The organism is Ideonella sp. sgz306126 (assembly GCF_056032705.1).
The window spans coordinates 309218-332021 of record NZ_JBVYWP010000002.1 but is presented as its reverse complement, the minus strand read 5'-3'; the positions used below and the strand labels follow the sequence as shown (position 1 = coordinate 332021).

The following is a 22804-nucleotide window of genomic DNA, read 5'->3' as shown; positions in this document are numbered from 1 at the left end:
GTCAGGCTTTCAGGAATTCCGCCTTGCTGCCCAGCCAGCGCGTCACCTGGGCGCGGGCGGCGTCGGGGTGGCGGTCCAGCAGCAGCGGCGCCATGCGCCGGGCCTGGGCCAACAGCGGGGCGTCGTCCTGCAGGTCGGCGAAGCGCAGCAGCGCGTCGCCCGACTGGCGCGCGCCCATGAATTCGCCGGGACCGCGCAACTCCAGATCGCGGCGCGCGATCTCGAAGCCGTCGGTGGTCTCGGCCATCGCCCGGAGGCGCTGCTTGCCGGTCTCGGACAAGGGGCTGGTGTAGAGCAGCACGCAGACGCTCTCGGCTTCACCGCGTCCGACCCGGCCGCGCAGCTGGTGCAGCTGGGCCAGGCCGAAGCGCTCCGCGTGCTCGATCACCATCAGGCTGGCGTTGGGCACGTCGACCCCGACCTCGATCACCGTGGTGGCGACCAGCACGCCAAGCTGGTTGTCCTTGAACGCCGCCATCACCGCCGCCTTCTCGGCCGCCTTCATGCGGCCGTGCAGCAGGCCCACGGCGATGCCGGGCAGCGCGGCGCTCAACTCGGCGTGCGTCTCGGTGGCGTTGCTGAGTTCGGCCATCGAGTGGCCGGCCAGGTCCTCGGCCTCGGACTGCTCGACCAGCGGGCAGACCCAGTAGGCCTGCCGGCCACGCGTCAGCTCGTCGCGGATGCGGGCGAGCACCTCGGCGCGGCGCGTCTCGGCGAAGACGCGGGTGATGATGGGGCTGCGGCCGGGCGGCAGTTCGTCGAGCGTGCTCACCTCCAGGTCGGCGAAATACGTCATCGCCAGCGTGCGCGGGATCGGCGTGGCGCTCATCATCAGCAGATGCGGCTCCAGCCGCGCGCCGCCGGCGGTGTGTTCGCGCAGCTTGCGGCGCAGTTCCAGCCGCTGGGCGACGCCGAAGCGGTGCTGCTCGTCGACCACCGCCAACCCCAGGCGCTGGAAGTGCACGTCGTCCTGGATCACCGCATGGGTGCCGACGATCAGCCTGGCCGAGCCGCTGGCGATTGCATCGAGCTGGCCGCGCCGCAGCCGGCCCTTGCGGCTGCCGCTGAGCCAGGCCACCTCGATGCCCAGCGGCGTCAGCCACTGCACCAGCTTGGCGAAGTGCTGCTCGGCCAGGATCTCGGTCGGCGCCATCAACGCGCACTGCCAGCCGGCGTCCATCGCGATGCAGGCCGCCAGCGCCGCCACCACGGTCTTGCCCGAACCGACGTCGCCCTGCAGCAGGCGGTGCATGGGCTGCGGCCGCGCCAGGTCGGCGGCGATCTCGTCGGCCACGCGCGACTGCGCGGCGGTGAGCGTGAACGGCAGCCCGGCCAGCAAGGGCTCGTGCAGCCCGCCGGGCCGGCGGGCGAGGGCCGGCGCCTGCAGCCGCGCGCGCTCGCGCCGGGCCTGCATCTGCGACAACTGCTGGGCCAGCAGCTCCTCGAACTTCAGCCGCTGCCAGGCCGGGTGGCTGTGGTCTTCGAGGCGGTCCAGGCGGGTGCCGGGCGGCGGGTGGTGCAAAAAGCACAAGGCCTCGCGCAGTGGCGGCAGGCCGGCCGGCACGGTGCCTGGCGGCAGCACCTCGTCCAGCATCGCCCGCTGCAGCCCGCCGGCCACCGCCTTGCGCAGGTAGGCCTGCGGCAGCTGCGCCGAGGCCGGGTAGACGGGGGTCAGCGACGCCGCCAGCGGCGTCTGGGCGCTCACCGGCTTGAAGCTCGGGTGCACCATCTCGCGGCCGAAGAAGCCGCTGCGCACCTCGCCCCGCACCCGCAGCCGCGCGCCGGGCGAGAAGGCCTTCTGGTGCGAGGGGTAGAAATGCAGGAAGCGCAGCACCAGCTCGTCGCCGGCATCGTCCTGGGCGTGGACGATCAGCTGCCGGCGCGAGCGCAGCTCGACCCGGGCGTCGCGCACCTGCAGCTCGATCTGCGCGGCCTGGCCGGGACGGGCCTCGGCGACCGGCGTCAGCCGGGTTTCGTCCTCGTAGCGCAGGGGCAGGTGCAACGCCAGCGCCATCGGTGAGTCCAGCCCCAGACGTTCCAGCGCGCGGGCCGGGCCGCTGGGCGGCTTGGGCGCGGCGGCCGGCGGCGGGCCGTCCGCCTCGGAGGGCGGCTCGGGGGCGGGGTGGGCGGACATGACCGGATTTTGACCGGCGGCGGCGGCCGGCCGCAGCCCCGCCCCGGCGATCGGCGCGTGAAGAATCTGCGCCGGGCGTTTCGCGGCGGCCACAGACCGCCCGAGGTCGGTACGCCTTGACACGAAACAAGGCCTTCGCTCACGCGCCGCAGCGAGGGCCAAGGTGACAATCGCGCAGCATGCCGAGCTGCCTCCGTCGACATCGCCTGCCCCCCTTTCTGCCGGTTCTCACCTGCCCCAAGCCATGCGCCTGCTCGCCCGCCTGCTGCTCCTGCTGACCTTCGTGCTGGGACTGGCCCTGGCGCTGGCCTGGGCCTGGGACCGCTCCGACGGCGCTCCCCCGGCGATGAACCCTCCGGCGCTCGCCGGCCGCTGAGTCGGGGCCTGGCCGGTGCGGATCCGGCTGGCATGGAACAATCCTGGCCCGTTCACTTGAAGGTCGGTTCAGCCTGCAAGCCATGTCGCGTCCTGTTTCCGTTTCCGCCCTGCATCCCAGCGGCCGTCCCTACACGCTGGCCGATTTCGATTTCGCGCTGCCCCCCGCGCTGATCGCCCAGCACCCGGCGGCCCAGCGCAGCGCCTCGCGCCTGCTCGACGGCCGCGGCGATCGACCGGTCGACCGGCGCTTCGCCGACCTGCCCGGCCTGCTCGATGCCGGCGACCTGCTGGTGTTCAACGACACCCGCGTGCTGAAAGCGCGGCTGCACGGCGAAAAATCCACCGGAGGCGCGGTCGAGGCGCTGGTCGAGCGCCTGCTGCCGCGCGTCGAGGGCCAGCCCGCCGAGGTGCTGGCGCACCTGCGGGCCAGCAAGTCGCCCAAGGCGGGCAGCCGGTTGCGCTTCGGCGTGGACGGCGGCCAGGGCGGCTTCGAGGCCGAGGTGCTGGGCCGTGGCGGACCGGACGAATCGCTGTTCCGGCTGCGCCTGCCGGCCGACCCCTTGGCGCTGCTGGAAGCGTTCGGCCATGTGCCGCTGCCGCCTTACATCACCCACGCCGATGCGCCCGAGGATGCCGAGCGCTATCAGACCGTGTTCGCCCGTGCACCGGGGGCGGTGGCGGCGCCGACCGCGGCACTGCATTTCGACGAAGCGGTGCTGGCGGCCCTGGAGGCCCGCGGGGTGGGCCGGGCGCGGGTGACCCTGCATGTGGGCGCGGGCACCTTCCAGCCGGTGCGCACCGAGAACCTCGCCGAGCACAAGATGCACAGCGAGTGGTTCGAGGTGCCGCAGGCCACGGTGGATGCGATCGCCGCCACCCGCGCGGCCGGCGGGCGCATCGTCTCGGTCGGCACGACCACGCTGCGCGCCCTCGAATCGGCCGCACAGCGTGCCGGTGCGGCGGGACTGACGCAGGCCTGCAGCGGCGAGACCGGGATCTTCATCACGCCCGGCTTCGAGTTCCGCGTCGTCGACCGCTTGCTGACCAACTTCCACCTGCCCAAGAGCACGCTGATGATGCTGGTCAGTGCCTTCGCGGGCTACGACCCGGTGCGGGCGCTGTACCGCCACGCGATCGAGGCCGGTTACCGCTTCTTCAGCTACGGTGACGCGATGTTGCTGGCGCGGGCCTGACCCCCGCGCCGGCCGCGCCTGTCTCAGCCTGGAACAGCGCGTCGCGCCGCCGCTGCAGTGGCCACGGGGTGGCTTGTGCCATCCTGGCGAAAGCAGGTCGAACCTTGATATATCTCAACCGACAAGCCGGGCGGCTTTTTATGGTGGGCACCAGGGTTTGACTGTTTCAAGGAGAAGATGCCATGTCCCGTTTCCCACTGATCCCCCTGGCGCTGGGCCTGAGTGCCGCCGCTTTCGCCGGTTCCGCCGCGGCGACCGCCCATGACGACGCGATGCTGGCGCTGGCCAGCCACAGTGGTTGTCTGACCTGCCACCACGTCGAGCCGGGGGCCAAGGGCCCGGACGGCATGGCGCCGATCGGCCCGGCCTGGAAGGACGTCGCCGCCAAATACAAGGGCCAGGCGGGCGCGCAAAAGCAGCTCACCGCCACCGTGCTGGGCGGCTCGAACCCGTACTCCAGCCACTGGAAGGGCAAGGTCAGCGGCCTGGCGATGCCGCCCAACGCGGTGGCGATCACCCCGGCCGATGCCGGCAAGCTGGTGAGCTGGATCCTGAAGCTGAACGACAAGTAAGCGCCGCAGGGCGGGGCGCCGGGAACCGCTCGGCGACAATCCCGCCCATGCTCCAGTTCGAACTGCTCAAGACCGACGGCCACGCGCGGCGCGGCCGGCTCACGCTCAACCACGGCGTGGTCGAGACCCCCGTCTTCATGCCGGTGGGCACCTATGGCACGGTCAAGGGCGTGCTGCCGCGCTCGTTGCACGACATGGGCGCGCAGATCATCCTGGGCAACACCTTCCACCTGTGGATGCGCCCGGGGCTGGATGTGATGGCCAGCTTCGGCGGCCTGCACGGCTTCGAGCGCTGGAGCCGGCCCCTGCTGACCGATTCGGGCGGCTTCCAGGTCTGGTCGCTGGGCGAGATGCGCAAGATCAGCGAGGAGGGGGTGCGCTTCGCCTCGCCGGTCAACGGCGACAAGCTGTTTCTGACGCCCGAGGTCAGCATGCAGATCCAGACGGTGTTGAACAGCGACATCGTGATGCAGTTCGACGAGTGCACGCCGTTCGAGGTCAAGGGCCACCTGACCACCGAGGCGGAGGCGCGCTTCTCGATGGAGCTGAGCCGGCGCTGGGCGCAGCGCTGCATCACCGAGTTCGGACGGCTGCAGAACCCGAACGCGCTGTTCGGCATCGTGCAGGGCGGCATGTTCGAGCACCTGCGCGAGGAATCGCTGCAGGCGCTGGTCGAGATGGACCTGCCCGGCTACGCCATCGGCGGCGTCAGCGTCGGCGAGCCCAAGGACGAGATGCTGCGCATCATGGCCCACACGCCACACCGGCTGCCGGCGCACAAGCCGCGCTACCTGATGGGCGTGGGCACGCCCGAAGACCTGGTGCAGGGCGTGGCCGACGGGGTCGACATGTTCGACTGCGTGATGCCCACCCGCAACGCGCGCAACGGCCACCTGTTCACCCGCTACGGCGACCTGAAGATCCGCAACGCCCGCCACAAGACCGACCACCGCCCGATCGACGAGACCTGCTCGTGCTACGCCTGCACCGGCGACATGGTCAACGGCGGCTTCAGCCGTGCCTACCTGCACCACCTGGACCGTTGCGGCGAGATGCTGGGACCGATGCTGGCGACGATCCACAACCTGCACTACTACCTGAACCTGATGCGCGAGGTGCGCGAGGCGCTGGACAACGATCGTTTCGGCGATTTCCGCAAGCAGTTCGCGGCCGATCGCGCGCGCGGCGTCTGAGCTGCCGGCGCCGCGCTCAGCGGCGGGCGGGTGTGCGACCCACCGCGTGCCGCGCGCACGCCAGGCAGGCCTTGCCGGCGGACCGCGTCCAGGCGAGGAAGTGCCGCGGATAGTCGGGCACCCAGCAGAAGACCGCGCCAGCCACCAGCGCGTTGAGCAGGCCCAGCAGGCCGAAGACCTGCGGGATGCCGACGCCCGCGCCCAGCAAGGCGCCGACGATCAAGCTGCTGGCGATCATGAACAACGCGTTCAGGATGTTGTTGGCGGCGATGATGCGGGCCCGGTGGCTGGGCGGCGAGCGCAGCTGGATCAGCGCGTACATCGGCACGCTGTACAGCCCGGCCGAGAGCGACAGCGCGAACAGGTCGAACAACACCCGCCCATGGCCCGGCTGACGAAGGAACGCCGACAGGCCCTGCAATTCGCCGGCCGGCGATCCGCGCGTGGCGCGCCACAGGTCGACGGCGAACAGCGACATGCCGATCGCCCCCAGCGGCACCAGCCCGATTTCCACCTGTCGGCGGCCGAGGGACTCGCACAGCAGCGAGCCGCTGCCGATGCCCAGCGAGAACACCACCAGCAGCAGCGAGGCCACGTGCTCGTCGCCACGCAGCACCTCCTTGGCGAAGGCCGGGAATTGCGCCAGAAAGACCGCGCCGAAGAACCACATCCAGGAGATCGCCAGCAGCGAGCGGTAGACCACCGGGTCGCCGTGGGCGAGCTTCAGATTCCGCCAGGTCTCGCTGACCGGGTTCCAGTTCAGCCGCAGGCCGGGCGCGGTGGCCGGCGTGGCCGGCACGAATTGCGCCGTGGCCCGGCCCAGCAGGGCCACCGCCAGCGTGACCAGCGCGACGGCGCGCGCGCCGCCCAGCCCGGCCGCCCCGGCCGGCAGCGCGACCAGCATGCCACCGGCGACGTTGCCCAGCAGGATGGCGACGAAGGTGCCCATCTCGACCATGCCGTTGCCGCCGGTGATCTCGTGCTCGTCCAGGTGCTGCGGCAGGTAGGCATATTTCACCGGCCCGAACACGGTGCTGTGCACGCCCAGCAGGAAGATGCAGCCCAGCAGCAACCCCACCTGCGGCTGCCACAGCCCGGCCAGGCCGAGCAGCATGATGGCGATCTCCAGGTTCTTCACCCCGCGGATCAGCCGTGCCTTGTCGACCTTGTCGGCCCACTGGCCGGCGCTGGCCGAGAACAGCAGGAACGGCAGGATGAACACCGCGCCGATCGCCAGCCCGGCCATCGCCGGCGGCAGCCAGGCCACCGAGAGCTGGTAGGTGACCAGCACCGTGAACGCGAACTTGAAGATGTTGTCGTTGGCCGCGCCGAGGAACTGGGTCCAGAAGAACGGCGCGAAGCGGCGCTGGCGCAGCAGCGCGAACTGGTTCGAGCGGCTCATGCCGACGGACCTCGGCGCCGCGGCCCCAGCACTTCGTCGTCGTGTTCGCCCAGCGAAGGCGCCGGGCGCCGCAGGCTGCCCGGCGTGGCCGACAGCTTGGGCACCACGCCCGGCACGTCCAGGCTCAGCCCGTCGGACGTGACGATGCGCTCGATCATGCCGCGGGCGCGGTAGTGCGGGTCTTCGGCGATGTCCCTGACGGTGTAGATGCGGCCCACCGGCACGCTCGCCGCCTGCAGCGTCGCCACCACCTCGGCGACCGGACGCTGCACCGTCCAGGCGGTGATCGCCGCGTCGAGCGCGTCGGCGCGGGCGGCGCGCTGCGCGTTGTTCGCCAGGCTCGGGTCCTGCCCCAGGTCGGGCCGGCCGACGGCGTCCATCAGGCGCTTGTAGATGCTGTCGCCGTTGCCGCCGATCACCACCTGGCCGTCGGCGCAGCGGTAGGCGTTGCTGGGTGCGATGCCGGGCAGTGCCGAGCCGGCGGGTTCGCGCACCGCGCCGAAGGCGCTGTACTCGGGCAGCAGGCTTTCCATGCAGTTGAACACCGCTTCGTACAAGGCCACGTCCACGACCTGGCCGCGGCCCTTGGGGGCGTCGGGGCCGACGCTGGCGGCGCGCGCCTGCAAGGCCAGCAGCACGCCGATCACGCCGTGCAGCGCGGCCAGCGTGTCACCCAGGCTGACGCCGGCGCGCACCGGCACCCGGCCGGGTTCGCCCATCAGGTGGCGCAGCCCGCCCATGGCCTCGGCCACCACGGCGAAGCCGGGCAGGTCGCGGTACGGGCCGTCCTGGCCGTAGCCCGAGATGCGCAGCATGATCAGGCCCGGGTTGCTGCGGGCGAGTTCGTCGTAGCCCAGCCCCCATTTCTCCAGCGTGCCGGGCTTGAAGTTCTCGATCAGCACGTCGGCCTCGGCAATCAGGCGGCGCACGTCGGCGCGGCCTTCGGGCGTGCGCAGGTCCAGCACCACGCTGCGCTTGTTGCGGCTCTGCACCTGCCACCAGACGCTGGTGCCCTCGTGCAGCATCCGCCACTGGCGCAGCGGGTCGCCGCTGCCGGGGGGCTCGACCTTGACCACGTCGGCGCCGAAGTCGCCCAGGGTCTTGCCGGCGAAGGGGCCGGCGATCAGCTGGCCGAGCTCCAGCACCTTCAGGCCGGCCAGCGGGCCGGTGGTATTTGCACTCATGCGTGGATCTCAGAAGACAGTTGCAGCGGGACCGGGTGACATGATGCACGAGCTGCAGGCCTCCCCGGTTGACGGCCTGCCGCGCCCGCCTAGCATCCGCAGCCTTTGGCATTTCTTCAAGGACGTCACATGAAAGCGTACGGTGCGGAGTTTTTGGGAACCTTCTGGCTGGTGCTGGGCGGGTGCGGCAGCGCGGTGCTGGCGGCGGCGTTTCCCGGCCTGGGCATCGGGCTGATGGGCGTGTCGCTGGCCTTCGGCCTGACGGTGCTGACGATGGCGTTCGCGATCGGCCACGTCTCGGGCTGCCACCTGAACCCGGCGGTGTCGGTCGGCCTGTGGGCGGGCGGGCGCTTCCCGGCGTCCCGGCTGCTGCCCTACATCGCGGCGCAGGTCCTGGGGGGCATCGCAGCGGGCGCGGTGCTGTACCTGATCGTCAGCGGCAAGGCCGGCTTCGTGTCGGTCGGCGACTTCGCGTCCAACGGCTACGGCGCCCATTCGCCGGGTGGCTATTCGCTCGCCTCGGCGTTGGTGACCGAGGTCGTGATGACCGGCTTCTTCCTGTTCGTCATCATGGGCGCCACTGATGACCGTGCACCCAAGGGCTTCGCACCGATCGCGATCGGCCTGTGCCTGACGCTGATCCACCTGATCAGCATCCCGGTCACCAACACCTCGGTCAATCCGGCCCGCTCGACCGGCGTGGCGCTGTTCGCCGGCGGTTGGGCGCTGGACCAGCTGTGGCTGTTCTGGGTGGCCCCCATCGCCGGCGCCGTGCTGGGCGCGCTGGCCTACAAGGCGGTGGCCGAGGAGTGACCGCGGCGCGGGTTCAGGCCGGCTGTTCTTCGATCAGGTAGCTGGCGCCGTCGAACTGCGCCAGCGTGTCGACCAGGAAGGGCATCACTTCGGCCAGGGTCTGGTGCAACGAGAACGGCGGGTTGAGGATGAACAGGCCGCTGCCGGTCAGGCCGAAGCCGCGTTCGTCGGGCTGGCTCACCGTCATGCGCACGTGCAGCCAGCCCTTGGGCGCCAGGCCCATCAGGCGCTTGGGCAGCTGGGCCGATTCGATGCGGCTGACCTGCGGGTACCAGACCATGTAGACGCCCTCGGCGAAGCGCTGTACCGCGTCGCGCAAGGTGGCCACCACCTTGCCGTAATCGCCGACCAGTTCGTAGGACGGGTCCATCAGCACCAGGGCGCGGCGCGGGGTGGGCGGGATCTGCCCCTTCAGGCCGGCGAAGCCGTCTTCGTTGAGCACCTGCACGTGTCGGTTGCCGCCGAAATGGGCGGCCAGCGTGCGCGCGTCGCTGGGGTGCAGCTCGAACAGCCGCATCGCGTCGCTGCGCGGCAGGATCATCCGCGCGATCGACGGCGAGCCCGGGTACAGCGCCAGCGGCGGGGTCATGCCCTTCTCCAGCGCCGGCGTCTGGCCGTCTTCGCCGGGCTGCAGGTTGAACTCCTGCACCAGGCGGACGTAGTCGGCCACCGCCTCGGGCAGGTCGGACCGGCTCCACAGGCGGTTGATGCCCTCGCGGTACTCGGCCTTCTTCTGCGCCTGCGCGCCCTTTAGCAGGTAGCCGCCCGCACCGGCGTGGGTGTCGATGTAGCGCAAAGGCTTGCCCTTGGCCGCCATGTAGCGCAGCACCTGGACCAGCACCAGGTGCTTCAGCACATCGGCGTGATTGCCGGCGTGGAAGGCGTGTCGATAGGCCAGCATGTCAGTACCGCCCGGCCGCCCGAAGGTGCTGACGCGCCCCCGCGGGGGGCACCGAACGCAGTGAGGCGGGGGGTGCCGTCAAGTACCGCCCGGCCGCCCGAAGGTGCTGACGCGCCCCCGCGGGGGGCACCGAACGCAGTGAGGCGGGGGGTGCCGTCAAGTACCGCCCGGCCGCCCGAAGGTGCTGACGCGCCCCCGTGGGGGGCACCGAACGCAGTGAGTTGGGGGGCGTCATCTGGGGTCTTTCGGATCAGGTCAATCGCGCACTGTACCGGGCCGGGTACGCTCGCGGCCATGAACAAGCTTTTCACCCCCCTGCAAGTCGGCGACATCGCCCTTCAAAACCGCATCGTGATGGCGCCGCTCACCCGCAACCGGGCCGACGCGCAGCGCGTGCCCACCGAGCTGGCGGTCACCTATTACCGCCAGCGCGCCAACCCGGCCACCGGCGCCGGCCTGATCATCACCGAGGCCAGCCAGATCAGCCCCATGGCGCAGGGCTACCTGGACACGCCGGGCATCTACAGCCCCGAGCAGGTCGCCGCGTGGAAGAAGGTCACCGACGCGGTGCACGCCGAAGGCGGCAAGATCGTGATCCAGCTGTGGCACGTGGGCCGCATCTCGCACACCTCGCTGCTGCCGGGTGGCGCGGCGCCGGTGTCGTCCACCGCCCGGGCCGCCAAGAGCAAGACCTACATCGCCGGCGGCTTCGCCGAGGTCTCGGCGCCGCGTGCGCTGGCGACCGAGGAGATCGCCGGCATCGTCGAGGACTACCGCCGCGCCGCGCGCAACGCGATCGAAGCCGGTTTCGACGGGGTCGAGATCCACGCCGCCAACGGCTATTTGATCGAGCAGTTCCTGAAGGACTCGGCCAATGACCGCACCGACGCCTACGGCGGCTCGATCGCCAACCGCACCCGCTTGCTGATGGAGGTGGCGCGCGCCATCACCGCCGAGATCGGCGCCGGCCGCACCGGCATCCGCCTGTCGCCCGTCACCCCGGCCAACGACATCGGGCAGGACAGCGACGCACAGGCGCTCTACACCCACGTGATCGCGCAGCTGGCGCCGCTCGGCCTGGCCTTCTGCCATGTGGTGGAGGGCGCCACCGGCGGCCCGCGCGACCTGAGCAGCCAGGGCGTGGCGCCGTTCGACTACGCCGCGCTGCGCAAGCTGTTTCCGGGCGCCTGGATGGTCAACAACGGCTACGACCGGTCCATGGCGCTGGACGTGGTGCAGGCCGGCGAGGCCGATCTGGTCGCCTTCGGCAAGCCGTTCATCGCCAACCCCGACCTGGGGCGCCGGCTGCGCGAAGGCGCGGCCTGGAATGCGCTGGACGCCACCACGCTCTACGGCGGCGGCGCCAAGGGCTACACCGACTACCCGACGCTGGCCTGAGGCGCGCCGGCCGAGCCGGGCTTCAGCGTCGGGATGGCGCGGGGCCGCTCGGCCGCGGCATACTGGCCTGCATCGGCCCATGTCGAGCCGAACTGCGAGGGAGGCCAGCATGGACGCATCGTCCGGAAGTTCGGCCGGCACGAGGGTGCCGCGCCAGGTGGAATCCGGCCGGGGCTCGGCCTGGTGGAGCGAGGCCTGGGCCTTGTTCAACCGCCAGGCGGGCATGTGGGTCGCGTGCGGCGTGGTCTTCTTCGTCATCCTGGTGGCGCTGCACTTCGTGCCGATGCTGGGGTGGCTGGCCGGCTCGCTGCTGACGCCGGTGTTCATAGGCGGCTGGATGCTGGCGGCGCGCAAGGTCGATGGCGGCGGCGCATTGGACCTGGCTGACCTGTTCGAAGGCTTCAAGGGCCACTTCGGCGCGTTGTTGACGCTCGGCGCGCTGGTGCTGGTGGCCAACCTGGTGATCGGCGCGGTGGTCGGCGCGCTGGGCTTCGGCGCCTTCATGGGGGCGATGGCCGGCGGCGCGATGCACAGCGGCATGGGCATGGGCGCGTCGATCGGGGCCGGGGTGCTGGCGGCGCTGGTGGGCCTGGTGCTGTTCCTGGCGGTGGCGGCGGCCCTGTGGTTCGCGCCGGCGCTGGTGGTGCTGGGCCAGGTGGCGCCGGTCGAGGCCTTGAAGGCCAGCCTGCGGGCCAGCCTGGGCAACGTCGTGCCCTTCCTGATCTACGGCGTGATCTACCTGGTGGCGGCGATCCTGGCGTCGGTGCTGCTCGGGCTGGGCTGGCTGGTGCTGGGGCCGATGACGCTGCTGTCGGTCTACACCTCGTACAAGGACATCTACGAAGGCTGAACCGCGCCGGCGTGGCGCCACCGGCCGGCGGTCAGAACGACTTGCCGGCGGTGCGGGCCCGGAAGGCCTCGGCCAGGCCCAGTGCCCGCTCGCCGGGCTCCAGCGTGAATTCATCGCCGGCCTGCACCCGGCCTGGCACCAGCACCGCCAGGTAGCTGCCGCAGTAGCCCGATTCGGCCATCAGCTTGGCCGCCTTGGCAAAGCCCATCGCCGCGTTGAACTTGAAGCACGGGAAGCGCGGTTCGCTGACCACCAGCACGCCGCCATCGGCAAAGCGCAGGCGGTCGCCGACCCACAGTTCGCGCTCGGTCACGCCTTGCAGCGTCAGGTTCTCGCCGACCAGGCCGGGCGGCACCGCGTGGTCCCAGTCGGCCACGCGGGCCTGGGCGCGCACCGTGCGCCAGAACGGCAGGTGTTCGGACGGATAGGCGTAGAGGGCCTTGGACAGGCCGCCGTGCACCGTCGGGTCGGCCTGCTCGTCGCCGTCCAGACCCATCGGCCCGTAGGCCACCGGGCCGCTGCGGGGCTGCTTGGCGATCGCGGTCAGGATCTGCCGGCCGTTGATCGTCACCTTGCGGGCGACGGCGGTGTTGACGCTGAGGATCTTCATCGTCGCATTGTCGCGGCACGGTCGCCGCTCAACCCACGGCCGACACGGTCGATAACCTCTGCATGGAACGCTTGCTGACCGCCTCGCCGATCGCGTCCGGTGCCGTGGGCGACCCCCTGCAGCTGCGCCTGTCCGAGCTGATCGGCGCACTCAGCCATGCGCTGGACATCACCGAAGGCCAGCCCAAGGGGCACTGCGTGCGCTGCTGCTGGATCGGCATGCACATCGGCCAGGAGATCGGCCTGGACGAGCGCCAGCGCTGGGAGCTGTACTACGTGCTGCTGCTCAAGGACCTGGGCTGCAGCAGCAACGCGGCGCGCATCTGCGAGCTCTACCTGACCGACGACCTGCAGTTCAAGCACGACTTCAAGGCGGTCGGCGACAGCCTGCCGCAGATGCTGCGCTTCGTGTTCAGCCACACCGGATTGCGGGTCGGCTTGGCGGATCGGCTGCGCAGCGTGGTCAACATCCTGCGCAACGGCCCGGAGATCGCCCAGGAACTGATCCAGACCCGTTGCCAGCGTGGCGCCGACATCGCGCGTCAGCTGCGCTTCTCGGACGCGGTGGCCGACGGCATCCACAGCCTGGACGAGCACTGGAGCGGCCAGGGCAAGCCCGAAGGCTTGCGCGGCGAGGCCATCCCGCTCTACGCGCGGATTGCACTGCTGTCGCAGGTGATCGACGTCTTCCGCACCGCCGACGGCGGCGACGCCGCGGTGGCCGAGGTCCGGGCGCGCGCCGGCCAATGGTTCGACCCGGCGCTGGTCGCGGCGTTCGAGCGCGTGGCGCGCCAGCCCGGTTTCTGGGACACGCTGGCCTCGCCCGGCATCGACCAGGCGGTGCTGGCGCTCGAGCCCGGGCGCTTCCAGGTGCCGCTGGACGAGGACTACCTGGACGACATCGCCGCCGCGTTCGGCCAGATCGTCGACAGCAAAAGCCCCTACACCAGCGGCCACAGCGCGCGGGTGGCCGACTATGTCGACCGCATCGCCGGCCAGCTCGGGCTGCCGCCGCTGCGGCGGCGCTGGCTGCGCCGCGGCGCACTGCTGCACGACGTGGGCAAGCTCGGGGTCAGCAATGCCGTGCTCGACAAGCCCGGCAAGCTCGACGACACCGAGTGGGAGGCGGTGCGGCTTCACGCCGCCTACACCGAGGCGATCCTGTCGCGCATCGCGCCGTTCGCCGAACTGGCACGCGTCTCGGCCGCGCACCACGAGCGTCTCGACGGCAAGGGTTATCCGCTGGGGCTGCGCGAGCACGAGATCTCGCTCGAAACCCGCATCATCACGACCGCCGACATCTTCGATGCGATCTCGGCCGAACGGCCCTACCGCGGTGCGGTGCCGATCCCGCAGACACTGGAGATCATGGCCGGCACGATCGGCACGGCGATCGACGCGCGCTGCTTCGAGGCCTTGAAGGCCGTGATCCAGGACGCTTGAGGGGCCTTTAGCGGGCCTTGCGCCGCATCACGATCATGCGCTGCGGCGCGCCGGGGGCGGGCCGCGCCGCGGCATCGCAACCCTCGCAGCCGCAGCCGGCGGCCTGGGCCTGGGCCGCCTGGCGCAACCAGGCCCGGCCTTGCAGGCCCGGCCAGCGCAGCAACCCGGCGGCCAGCGGCCGGCGTAGCGCGGCGGGCATCAGGGTCCAGGCGGCGTACAGGCCGCAGGCCAGCACCACGGCGGCGGCGATCAGTCCTTGCAGAGACATTTCATCCTCCCAGCGCCAGCGTGACGCGGTAGGTGACGAACGCGGCCGCATAGGCCAGCGCGAACAGGTAGGCGGTCATGATCAGCGGATAGCGCCACGAGTTGGTCTCGCGCTTGACCACGGCCAGCGTCGACAGGCACTGCGGCGCGAACACGAACCAGGCCAGCAGCGAATACGCGGTCGCCAGCGACCAGCTGTGGGCGATCACCGGGGTCAGCGTCTGGGCCACCGCATCCTTGGCGCCGGACAGCGAATACACCGTGCCGAGCGCCCCCACCACCACCTCGCGCGCCGCCATGCCGGGCACCAGCGCGATCGAGATCTGCCAGTTGAAGCCGATCGGCGCGAACAGGGTCTGCAGCCCGTAACCCAACCGGCCGGCCAGGCTGTACGAGATCGCCGCCTGGGTCGCGCCCTCGGGCGCACCGGGCCAGCTCGACAGGGCCCACAGCACCACCGTCAACGTGAAGATGATGGTGCCGACGCGGCGCACGAAGATGCGCGCGCGTTCCCACAGGCCGATGGCGAGGTTGCGCAGGCTGGGCACGCGGTAGGGCGGCAGCTCCAGCATCAGCGGTTGGTAGCTGCTCTTCATCCACACCCGCTTGAACACCCAGGCCACCGCGCAGGCCGACAGCACGCCGGCGACGTAGAGCGCGAACAGGGTCAGCCCGCGCAGGCTCAGCCCGGCCACCGAGCGCTCCGGCACGAAGGCGGCGATCAGCAAGGCGTAGACCGGCAGGCGGGCCGAACAGGTCATCAGCGGCGCGACCATGATGGTGGCCAGCCGGTCGCGCCAGTTGCTGATGGTGCGGGTGGCCATGATGCCGGGCACCGCGCAGGCGAAGCTGGACAGCAGCGGAATGAAGGCCCGGCCCGACAGCCCGACCTTGCCCATCAAGGTGTCGAGCAGGAAGGCGGCGCGCGGCAGGTAGCCCGAATCCTCCAGCGCCAGGATGAAGGCGAACAGGATCAGGATTTGCGGCAGGAAGACCAGCACGCTGCCGGCGCCGGCGATCGCGCCATCGGCCAGCAGGCTGCGCAGCGGGCCGGGGGCCATGTGGCTGCGGGTCAGCTCGCCCAGCAGGGTCACGCCGTCGTTGATCATCGCCATCGGCCACTGCGCCCAGGTGAAGACCGCCTGGAACATCACGAACAGCAGCAGCGCCAGGATCACCACGCCCCACACCGGGTGCATCACCCAGGCGTCCAGCCCCGGGTGGAAGCGCGGCGTGCGCGCGGCCACCGGCGCGGCCGCGGCCAGGATGCGGCGCACCTCGCGCTGCAGCGTGGCGGCGTCGGGGACGTCCAGGTGGCGCGCGTCGATCGCCGCATGCACGCTGGGCAGGTCGCGCGCCAGCTCGGCCAGCAGCGCGGCATGGCCGTTGTGCTTGACCGCGACGGTCTCGACCACCGGGCAGCCCAGCTCGGCGGCCAGTCGCGCCACGTCGATCACCAGGCCGCGTTCGCGCGCCATGTCGGCCATGTTCAGCGCCACCAGCATCGGCCGGCCCAGGCGACGCAGTTCCAGCACCAGGCGCAGGTTCATGCGCAGGTTGGTGGCGTCGACCACGGCCACGATCAGGTCGGGCGCCGCTTCGCCGCTGCGCCGGCCCTCGATCACGTCCAGCGTCACCGCCTCGTCGGCCGAGGTCGGGTGCAGGCTGTAAGTGCCGGGCAGGTCCACCACCGCGACGCTCTGGCCATCGGGCAGGCGGGCCAGCCCGACCTTGCGTTCGACCGTCACGCCGGCGTAGTTGGCGACCTTCTGCCGCGCGCCGGTCAGCAGGTTGAACAGCGCCGTCTTGCCGCAGTTCGGGTTGCCCACCAGCGCCACGCTGCGCATCAGACCGGCGGGGGAAAGATTCAGCGAGCTGGCGGCGTTCATGGCGTGGGCGCGGTTCAGGCCGGGGCGACCTCGATGCAGCGGGCCTCGCACAGGCGCAGCGCCAGCAAGGTCTCGCCGACCAGCACCGCCAGCGGTTCGCGCCCCCCGGGGCCGCGGCGCAGCGCCTGCACCGGCTCGCCCGGCAGGAAGCCCAGTTCGCCCAGGCGGCGCAGCAGATCGGCGCCCAGTTCACTGGATTGCGCGGCCACGTTCAGCACGGTGGCGTGGTCTCCGTCGGGCAGATCGGCGAGCAGCATGGCGGTGGCAGGTGCAGTCATGAACCACCGAACCGGCGGTTTCTAAATGAGAGTGTATCTCATTCAAGTATTGAGTGAGGTGCTCAGGCGACGGGATCGGTCGGGTTTTGGCGTCCGCCCTGCCTGGGTGGCCTGAGGCGTGGCGCCGGTCGGTCGCAAATCGAAAGGTCATCTTCCAGTTTTGAAGCCAATCTGCAAAGTGAATGACCTTGCCGAGCGGCGGACGGCAGCGGGATCGACCCGGTCTCCAAAAATTCCTCAACCCTGACAAGGGCTTGCGCGCGCCGCTCGGGGCTTTCCCGAGGGGAGGCCGGATCGGGCACGTCCCTTGAGACAAGACAAGCGTGCCGCATCGTGCGGCGCGCCGAAGTCTGGAGGAGACCCCGAGATGGAAACTTTTTACGAGGTGATGCGCCGACAGGGCATCTCCCGGCGCAGCCTGATGAAGTACTGCTCGCTCACGGCCACCTCGCTGGGCTTGGGGCCGGCCTTCGTGCCGCAGATTGCGCACGCGATGGAAACCAAGCCGCGCACGCCGGTGCTGTGGTTGCACGGCCTGGAATGCACCTGCTGCTCCGAGAGCTTCATCCGCTCGGCCCACCCGCTGACCAAGGATGTGGTGCTGTCGATGATCTCGCTGGACTACGACGACACCTTGATGGCCGCCGCCGGCCACCAGGCCGAGGCCATCCTCGACGAGATCATGGCCAAGTACAAGGGCCAGTACATCCTCGCCGTGGAAGGCAACCCGCCGCTCAACGAGGACGGCATGTTCTGCATCCAGTCGGGCAAACCCTTCATCGAGAAGTTGAAGCGCGTGGCCAAGGACGCCAAGGCGGTGATCGCCTGGGGCTCGTGCGCGTCCTGGGGCTGCGTGCAGGCGGCCAAGCCCAACCCGACGCAGGCCACGCCGATCCACAAGGTCATCACCGACAAGCCCATCATCAAGGTGCCGGGCTGCCCGCCGATCGCCGAGGTGATGACCGGCGTGATCACCTACATGCTGACCTTCGACAAGATTCCCGAGCTGGACCGCCAGGGCCGGCCGAAGATGTTCTACAGCCAGCGCATCCACGACAAGTGCTACCGCCGTCCGCATTTCGACGCCGGCCAGTTCGTCGAGAGCTTCGACGACGAATTCGCGCGTCGCGGCTACTGCCTCTACAAGATGGGTTGCAAGGGTCCGACCACCTACAACGCCTGCTCGACGGTGATGTGGAACGAGGGCACCAGCTTCCCGATCAAGGCCGGCCACGGCTGCATCGGCTGCTCGGAGGACGGCTTCTGGGACAAGGGCTCGTTCTACGACCGCCTGACCACGATCCACCAGTTCGGCATCGAGGGCACGGCCGACAAGGTGGGCGGCACGGCGGCCGGCGTGGTGGGCGCCGCGGTGGTGGCGCATGCCGCCGCCTCGGCGATCAAACGCGCCTCGAGCACCGGCCGTCCCCCGAGCGACGCCAAGAACGACACGACCACCGGCGCCTGAGCCGACCGGCCTGACAGCACACAGAGGACCACAACATCATGGGCGTGATCGAAACCCAAGGCTTCAAGCTGGACGACAGCGGCAAGCGCATCGTCGTCGACCCGGTGACCCGCATCGAGGGCCACATGCGCTGCGAGGTCAACGTCGACAGCAACAACGTGATCCGCAACGCGGTCTCCACCGGCACCATGTGGCGCGGCCTGGAGGTCATCCTCAAGGGCCGCGACCCGCGCGACGCCTGGGCCTTCGTCGAGCGCATCTGCGGCGTCTGCACCGGATGCCACGCGCTCACCTCGGTCCGTGCGGTGGAGGACGCGCTGGGGATCACGATCCCCAAGAACGCCTACCTGATCCGCGAGATCATGGCCAAGACGCTGCAGGAGCACGACCACGCGGTGCACTTCTACCACCTGCATGCGCTGGACTGGGTCGACGTGGTCTCGGCGCTGAAGGCCGATCCGAAGAAGACCTCGGAGCTGCAGCAGACGGTGTCGCCCTCGCACCCGATGTCGTCGCCCGGCTACTTCCGCGACATCCAGAACCGGCTCAAGAAATTCGTCGAGAGCGGTCAGCTCGGCCCCTTCATGAACGGCTACTGGGGCTCCAAGGCCTACGTGCTGCCGGCCGAGGCCAACCTGATGGCGGTGACCCATTACCTGGAGGCGCTGGACCTGCAGAAGGAATGGGTCAAGGTCCACACCATCTTCGGCGGCAAGAACCCGCACCCCAACTACCTGGTGGGCGGCGTGCCCTGCGCGATCAACCTCGACGGCAACGGCGCGGCCGGTGCGCCGATCAACATGGAGCGGCTGAATTTCGTCAAGGCGCGCATCGACGAGATGATCACGTTCAACAACAACGTCTACATCCCGGACGTGCTGGCCATCGGCACGATCTACAAGAACGCCGGCTGGCTGCACGGCGGCGGCCTGTCCGCCACCAACGTGATGGACTACGGCACCTACGAGAAGGTGATGGGCGACCACGCGACCCAGCAGCTGCCCGGCGGCGCGATCCTCGACGGCAACTGGGACGTGATCCACCCGGTCGACCCGCGCGATCCCGAGCAGGTCCAGGAGTTCGTGCCGCACAGCTGGTACCAGTACGCCGACGAGACCAAGGGACTGCACCCCTGGGACGGCGTGACCGAGCCCCACTACCAGCTCGGCGACAAGACCAAGGGCACGCGCACCGCGATCGAGAACATCGACGAAAGCGCCAAGTATTCGTGGATCAAGTCGCCGCGCTGGCGCGGCCACGCGATGGAAGTGGGCCCGCTGGCCCGCTACATCCTGGGCTATGCCCACGCCCGCCAGGGCAACACCCATTGCCAGCGCGTCAAGGAGCAGATCGAGAGCTCGGCGGCGATCATCAACAGCGCCTTCCCCAAGGCGCTGGGCCTGCCCGAGACGCAGTACACGGTCAAGCAGCTGATGCCCACCACCATCGGCCGCACGCTGGCCCGTGCGCTCGAGGCCCAGTACTGCGCCGAGATGATGCGCGAGGACTTCCAGGAGCTGGTCGCCAACATCCAGGCCGGCGACACCGCCACCGCCAATGTCGACAAATGGGACCCGGCCACCTGGCCCAAGGACGCCAAAGGCGTGGGCACGGTGGCGGCGCCGCGCGGCGCGCTGGGCCACTGGATCCACATCAAGGACGGCAAGATCGCGAACTACCAGTGCGTGGTGCCCACCACCTGGAACGGTTCGCCGCGCGACACCAAGGGCCAGATCGGCGCCTTCGAGGCCTCGCTGATGAACACGCCCATGGTCAACCCCGAGCAGCCGGTCGAGATCCTGCGCACCCTGCACAGCTTCGACCCCTGCCTGGCCTGCTCGACCCATGTGATGAGCGAAGACGGCGCCGAACTCAGCACCGTCACGGTCCGCTGACCGCCCGCTGCCCGCCCATTGATTCCCGGAGACCGACCATGACCCGACGCTCGCTTCCCCTGCTGACCCTGTTCGCGCTGCTGACCGCCAGCACCGCCGCCTCGGCCCACCTGGGCCATGGCACCCACACGCTGGCCCAGGGCCTGGCCCACCCGTTCGGCCCGGACCACCTGCTGGCCATGGTCGCGGTGGGCCTGTGGTCCGCCGCCGCCTTGCCCGACGCCCGCCGCTGGGCCGGGCCGGCCACCTTCATGGCGGCGCTGATCGTCGGCGCCGCGCTGGGCGCTGCCGGCCTGGCTTTGCCCGGCACCGAGACCGGCATCGCGCTGTCGGTGACGGTGTTCGGCGTGATGCTGGCGGCCGGGACGCGGCTGGCGCCGCGCGTCGGCCTGGGCCTGATCGCCGCCGCCGCGCTGCTGCACGGTCTGGCCCACGGCGCCGAGCTGCCGTCGGGTGGCAGCTTCGCGGCCTACGCGGCCGGCTTCCTGGCCACCACCGCGGCGCTGCACGCCGCCGGCCTGGGCCTGGGCGAGCGCCTGCGAAGCGCCCGCGCCGCGGTCTGGTCCAGCCTGGGCGCCGCGATGGGCCTGGCCGGCCTGTGGCTGCTGGTGCGCGTCTGACGCGGACCGCGCCTGCTCCCCGACGCTGCCAGGAGACCGCCATGTCCGCCAACCTTTCCGCCCCCCCCGCCAGCGCGCTGGCCGACATCACCGGCACCGATCCGCAGGCGATCGCGCACGGCGCCAGCACGAAATCGGTCTATGTCTACGAGGCGCCAGTGCGGCTGTGGCACTGGGTCAACGCCTTGTCGATCACCGTGCTCGCGGTCACCGGCTACTTCATCGGCTCGCCGCTGCCCACCTTGCCGGGCGAGGCCAGCGCGCATTTCCTGATGGGCTACATCCGCTTCGCCCATTTCGCCGCCGGCTACGTGTTCGCGGTCGGCCTGCTGGGCCGGATCTACTGGGCCTTCGTCGGCAACCACCATGCGCGCGAACTGTTCACGCTGCCGGTGTTCCAGAAGGCCTACTGGCGCGAGGTGCTGACGATGCTGAAGTGGTACGCCTTCCTGATCCCGCAGCCCAGCCAGTACGTGGGCCACAACCCGCTGGCCCGCGCGGCGATGTTCCTGGGCTACTTCTTCCTGTCGGTGTTCATGATGCTGACCGGCTTCGCGATGTACGGCGAAGGCGAGCAGACCGGCTCCTGGGCCGACCACCTGTTCGGCTGGGTCATCCCGCTGATGGGCCAGTCGCAGGACGTCCACACCTGGCATCACTTCGGCCTGTGGGCGATGGTGATGTTCGTGACGCTGCACGTCTACGCCGCGATCCGCGAAGACATCATGGGCCGCCAGAGCATCGTCAGCACGATGATCTCGGGCTACCGCACTTTCAAGAAGTGAGGGCAACATGAACGCGGGCCTGTCCCACTCCCACCCGGCCGAGGCCGAGGGCGTCGATCCGTTCGTGCCGGCCGACGATCTGATCGTCGTGCTCGGCATCGGCAACCTGCTGTGGGCCGACGAGGGCTTCGGCGTGCGCTGCGTCGAGGCGCTGCAGCGCCAATGGGCCTTCGGCGACCGGGTGCGCCTGGTCGACGGTGGCACCCAGGGCCTGTACCTGATTCAGCATGTGCAGGCCGCCAGGAAGCTGTTGATCTTCGATGCGATCGACTACGGTCTGCCGCCCGGCACGCTCAAGCTGGTGGAAGACGACGAGGTGCCGCGCTTCATGGGTGCCAAGAAGATGAGCCTGCACCAGACCGGCTTCCAGGAAGTGCTGATGCTGGCGCTGCTGACCGAGCGCTACCCCGAGCAGGTGCTGCTGATCGGTTGCCAGCCCGAGGAACTGGACGACTACGGCGGCAGCCTGCGCCCGGTCGTCAAGCTGGCGATGGACGACGCCCTGGCGCTGGGCGTCCAGCGCCTGCGCGACTGGGGCGCCGCGCCTACGCCGCGCCCCGCCACCGCGCCCGCCGCGGAAGGCGTGACGGTCTCGATGCTGGCGATGGCCGCGTACGAGGCCGGCCGCCCTCCCGCCGAGCTCGCCTGCCGGATCGGCGACGAGCGCTTCCTGGCCACGGCCGGCTGACGCGGAGCCGATGCCATGTGCCTGGGGATGCCGATGCAGGTGCTGCACAGCCGGCCCGGCCGCGCGTCGGTGCGCGGCCGCGGCGAGACCCGCGAGGTCGGCACCGCGCTGGTCGGCGACGTGCAGCCGGGCGACTGGCTGCTGATCTTCCTGGACGACGCGCGCGAGCGCCTCAGCGCCGAGCGCGCGGCCGAGGTCGATGCGGCGCTGGACCTGGTGCTGGCCGCGATGCGCGGCGCCGACGGCGCGCAAGGCCCGGCGGATCCCGGCTTCGCGCTGCCGTCGGCGATGAGCGCCGAGCAGCTGGCCGCGCTGGCCGGCGCGGCGCGTTGACCCCCACCCCTGTTTCACCAGCCTGTTCGCCTGCCCGAGGACCGACGATGACCGACATCCTGCTGCCCGACTCCCCCGCCGCGCGCGAACCCCTGCTGTTGCAGCGCCTGGTCTGCGACCACGGCGCGAGCTGGGTGTGCCCGGCCACGCTGGCCGCGTTCACGGCCGCCGGCGGCGACCAGGTGCTGTTCTTCGGAGGCGACCCGGTGCGCTTTCCCGAGGTGCTGGACGTCGCCGTCGTGCTGCCCGAACTGCAGCGGGCGTTTCCGGGCCGCTTCCGCGTCGGCGTGGTGCGGCGCGACGGCGAGGACGAGATCGCCCAACGCTATGGCGCGCAGCGCTGGCCGTCGCTGGTGTTCCTGCGCGACGGCCGTTACGTCGCGACCATCGCCGGCATGCTGGACTGGACCGATTACCTCGACCGCGTCGCCCAGGCGCTGGCCACCCCGGCCAGCCGCCCGCCGATCGCGCTGGTGGGCACCGTGCCGGCCGGCGCGTCCTGCCACTGACC

At 70.5% G+C, this 22804-nt stretch carries 22 protein-coding genes and 1 pseudogene; 15 read left to right on the top strand and 8 right to left on the bottom strand.

All coding sequences use genetic code 11. From position 1 onward, the window contains the following. Position 1 precedes the first annotated feature (1 nt). Positions 2-2134: an ATP-dependent DNA helicase RecG gene (gene recG, locus AC0N04_RS05950; protein WP_474279663.1), complete on the bottom strand. Its 2133-nt coding sequence runs from the start codon at positions 2132-2134 to the stop codon at positions 2-4. A 244-nt stretch (positions 2135-2378) separates the two neighbouring features. Between recG and AC0N04_RS05945 the strand changes: the two genes are divergently transcribed. The 4 genes from AC0N04_RS05945 (at position 2379) to tgt (ending at position 5470) form a co-directional block, all read left to right on the top strand. Then, positions 2379-2510: a hypothetical protein gene (locus tag AC0N04_RS05945; protein WP_474279661.1), complete on the top strand. Its 132-nt coding sequence runs from the start codon at positions 2379-2381 to the stop codon at positions 2508-2510. Between the two features lie 82 nt (positions 2511-2592). Then, complete coding sequence (gene queA, locus AC0N04_RS05940; RefSeq protein WP_474279659.1) at positions 2593-3705, top strand: tRNA preQ1(34) S-adenosylmethionine ribosyltransferase-isomerase QueA; 1113 nt, start codon at positions 2593-2595, stop codon at positions 3703-3705. 182 nt (positions 3706-3887) lie between these two features. Next, positions 3888-4277 (top strand): c-type cytochrome, encoded by a 390-nt coding sequence (locus tag AC0N04_RS05935; protein ID WP_474279657.1) that lies wholly within the window; start codon positions 3888-3890, stop codon positions 4275-4277. A gap of 47 nt (positions 4278-4324) precedes the next feature. Then, complete coding sequence (gene tgt, locus AC0N04_RS05930; RefSeq protein WP_474279655.1) at positions 4325-5470, top strand: tRNA guanosine(34) transglycosylase Tgt; 1146 nt, start codon at positions 4325-4327, stop codon at positions 5468-5470. A 79-nt stretch (positions 5471-5549) separates the two neighbouring features. On the opposite strand, the pseudogene AC0N04_RS05925 reads toward tgt, so the two are convergent. Both AC0N04_RS05925 and AC0N04_RS05920 read right to left on the bottom strand, forming a co-directional pair. Further along, positions 5550-6872: pseudogene (locus tag AC0N04_RS05925) on the bottom strand (MFS transporter); the annotation flags it as partial. Beyond that, on the bottom strand, positions 6869-8056 hold the full coding sequence (locus AC0N04_RS05920; protein WP_474279653.1) for a CaiB/BaiF CoA transferase family protein: 1188 nt from the start codon (positions 8054-8056) through the stop codon (positions 6869-6871). The gene AC0N04_RS05920 and the pseudogene AC0N04_RS05925, both read right to left, overlap by 4 nt. A gap of 129 nt (positions 8057-8185) precedes the next feature. Here AC0N04_RS05920 and aqpZ point away from each other — a divergent pair, with 129 nt between their 5' ends. Continuing rightward, complete coding sequence (aqpZ, locus tag AC0N04_RS05915; RefSeq protein ID WP_474279651.1) at positions 8186-8869, top strand: aquaporin Z; 684 nt, start codon at positions 8186-8188, stop codon at positions 8867-8869. A 13-nt stretch (positions 8870-8882) separates the two neighbouring features. Here aqpZ and AC0N04_RS05910 read toward each other — a convergent pair whose 3' ends face one another. Then, positions 8883-9770, bottom strand: a complete 888-nt coding sequence (locus tag AC0N04_RS05910; RefSeq protein ID WP_474279649.1) for a 23S rRNA (adenine(2030)-N(6))-methyltransferase RlmJ — start codon at positions 9768-9770, stop codon at positions 8883-8885. Positions 9771-10064: 294 nt separating this feature from the next. Here AC0N04_RS05910 and AC0N04_RS05905 point away from each other — a divergent pair, with 294 nt between their 5' ends. Continuing rightward, positions 10065-11168, top strand: a complete 1104-nt coding sequence (locus tag AC0N04_RS05905; RefSeq protein WP_474279647.1) for an alkene reductase — start codon at positions 10065-10067, stop codon at positions 11166-11168. 109 nt (positions 11169-11277) lie between these two features. Continuing rightward, the gene (locus tag AC0N04_RS05900; RefSeq protein ID WP_474279645.1) at positions 11278-12018 is read left to right on the top strand and encodes a BPSS1780 family membrane protein; all 741 of its coding nucleotides are present in this window, start codon (positions 11278-11280) and stop codon (positions 12016-12018) included. Positions 12019-12049: 31 nt separating this feature from the next. Here the strand turns inward: AC0N04_RS05900 and AC0N04_RS05895 are convergent, their stop codons facing one another. After that, the gene (locus tag AC0N04_RS05895; protein WP_474279643.1) at positions 12050-12628 is read right to left on the bottom strand and encodes an MOSC domain-containing protein; all 579 of its coding nucleotides are present in this window, start codon (positions 12626-12628) and stop codon (positions 12050-12052) included. A gap of 62 nt (positions 12629-12690) precedes the next feature. Here AC0N04_RS05895 and AC0N04_RS05890 point away from each other — a divergent pair, with 62 nt between their 5' ends. Then, positions 12691-14070 (top strand): HD-GYP domain-containing protein, encoded by a 1380-nt coding sequence (locus AC0N04_RS05890; protein WP_474279642.1) that lies wholly within the window; start codon positions 12691-12693, stop codon positions 14068-14070. A gap of 7 nt (positions 14071-14077) precedes the next feature. On the opposite strand, the gene AC0N04_RS05885 is transcribed toward AC0N04_RS05890, so the two are convergent. From AC0N04_RS05885 to AC0N04_RS05875, 3 genes are read right to left on the bottom strand one after another with little or no spacing between them, the layout of a single operon-like run. After that, positions 14078-14338, bottom strand: coding sequence for a hypothetical protein (locus tag AC0N04_RS05885; protein ID WP_474279640.1), 261 nt, complete (start codon positions 14336-14338; stop codon positions 14078-14080). Position 14339: 1 nt separating this feature from the next. Further along, a complete protein-coding gene (feoB, locus tag AC0N04_RS05880; protein WP_474279638.1) occupies positions 14340-16226 on the bottom strand; it encodes a ferrous iron transporter B in 1887 nt (628 codons plus the stop codon). Positions 16227-16240: 14 nt separating this feature from the next. Continuing rightward, a complete protein-coding gene (locus tag AC0N04_RS05875; protein WP_474279636.1) occupies positions 16241-16483 on the bottom strand; it encodes a FeoA family protein in 243 nt (80 codons plus the stop codon). Between the two features lie 388 nt (positions 16484-16871). Between AC0N04_RS05875 and AC0N04_RS05870 the strand changes: the two genes are divergently transcribed. From AC0N04_RS05870 to AC0N04_RS05840, 7 genes are read left to right on the top strand one after another with little or no spacing between them, the layout of a single operon-like run. Next, the gene (locus tag AC0N04_RS05870) at positions 16872-17972 is read left to right on the top strand and encodes a hydrogenase small subunit (RefSeq protein ID WP_474279634.1); all 1101 of its coding nucleotides are present in this window, start codon (positions 16872-16874) and stop codon (positions 17970-17972) included. A gap of 38 nt (positions 17973-18010) precedes the next feature. Then, entirely contained in the window at positions 18011-19867 is a 1857-nt protein-coding gene (locus tag AC0N04_RS05865; protein WP_474279632.1) for a nickel-dependent hydrogenase large subunit, read from the top strand. Between the two features lie 38 nt (positions 19868-19905). Beyond that, complete coding sequence (locus AC0N04_RS05860) at positions 19906-20487, top strand: HupE/UreJ family protein (protein ID WP_474279630.1); 582 nt, start codon at positions 19906-19908, stop codon at positions 20485-20487. A gap of 41 nt (positions 20488-20528) precedes the next feature. Next, positions 20529-21272 carry a Ni/Fe-hydrogenase, b-type cytochrome subunit gene (gene cybH, locus AC0N04_RS05855; RefSeq protein WP_474279628.1) on the top strand — a complete coding sequence of 248 codons (744 nt, stop codon included), beginning with the start codon at positions 20529-20531 and terminating at the stop codon, positions 21270-21272. 7 nt (positions 21273-21279) lie between these two features. Next, positions 21280-21960 (top strand): HyaD/HybD family hydrogenase maturation endopeptidase, encoded by a 681-nt coding sequence (locus tag AC0N04_RS05850; RefSeq protein ID WP_474279626.1) that lies wholly within the window; start codon positions 21280-21282, stop codon positions 21958-21960. A 15-nt stretch (positions 21961-21975) separates the two neighbouring features. Beyond that, positions 21976-22293: a HypC/HybG/HupF family hydrogenase formation chaperone gene (locus AC0N04_RS05845; protein ID WP_474279625.1), complete on the top strand. Its 318-nt coding sequence runs from the start codon at positions 21976-21978 to the stop codon at positions 22291-22293. A 47-nt stretch (positions 22294-22340) separates the two neighbouring features. Then, entirely contained in the window at positions 22341-22802 is a 462-nt protein-coding gene (locus AC0N04_RS05840) for a hydrogenase (protein ID WP_474279623.1), read from the top strand. Positions 22803-22804: the final 2 nt, after the last annotated feature.